Consider the following 431-nt stretch of genomic DNA (forward strand, 5'->3'; position numbering starts at 1 on the left):
GACCGGGACTTCGCCGGCTTGGGCGGCCTCGGACGCCAAACGTAGCGCGAGGCGCATGGGGTCGGGCAAAGGAAAGGCCATGCGGGCCGTTAGCGCCGCATGGCCTCAAATCAACTCAGGCGGAGATCAACTCTCGCCATTGTCCTTTACGCCGATCACCGGAACCTGAACGGTTTCCTTCTCGGTTTCTACCTTGGGAACTTCGATCGTGGTGTTGGTGGTGCCGACGACGACTTCCTTGGAGTCCACATCGACATCGGGAAGTGCACCGCCCTTGGCAGTGACATCGATGTCCGGAAGCGCGCCTTCCTTGACGTCCGCGCTCCAGAAACCGGTGGCGAACAGCACGATTGCGATCAGTACGACGATCGCCAGGATGGCGAGTAGCTTGCGTGACATGGGACGGGATCTCCTGTTAAGCCGAACTGACT

Annotated in this window: 1 protein-coding gene; it reads right to left on the reverse strand. The window is 60.3% G+C overall.

Annotation, left to right across the window (positions count from 1 at the left end):
* Positions 1–126: 126 nt before the first annotated feature.
* Positions 127–399, reverse strand: a complete 273-nt coding sequence (locus tag ACU8YE_RS25635) for a hypothetical protein (protein ID WP_446930434.1) — start codon at positions 397–399, stop codon at positions 127–129.
* Positions 400–431: the final 32 nt, after the last annotated feature.

This window comes from Ralstonia sp. VS2407 (assembly GCF_052950655.1).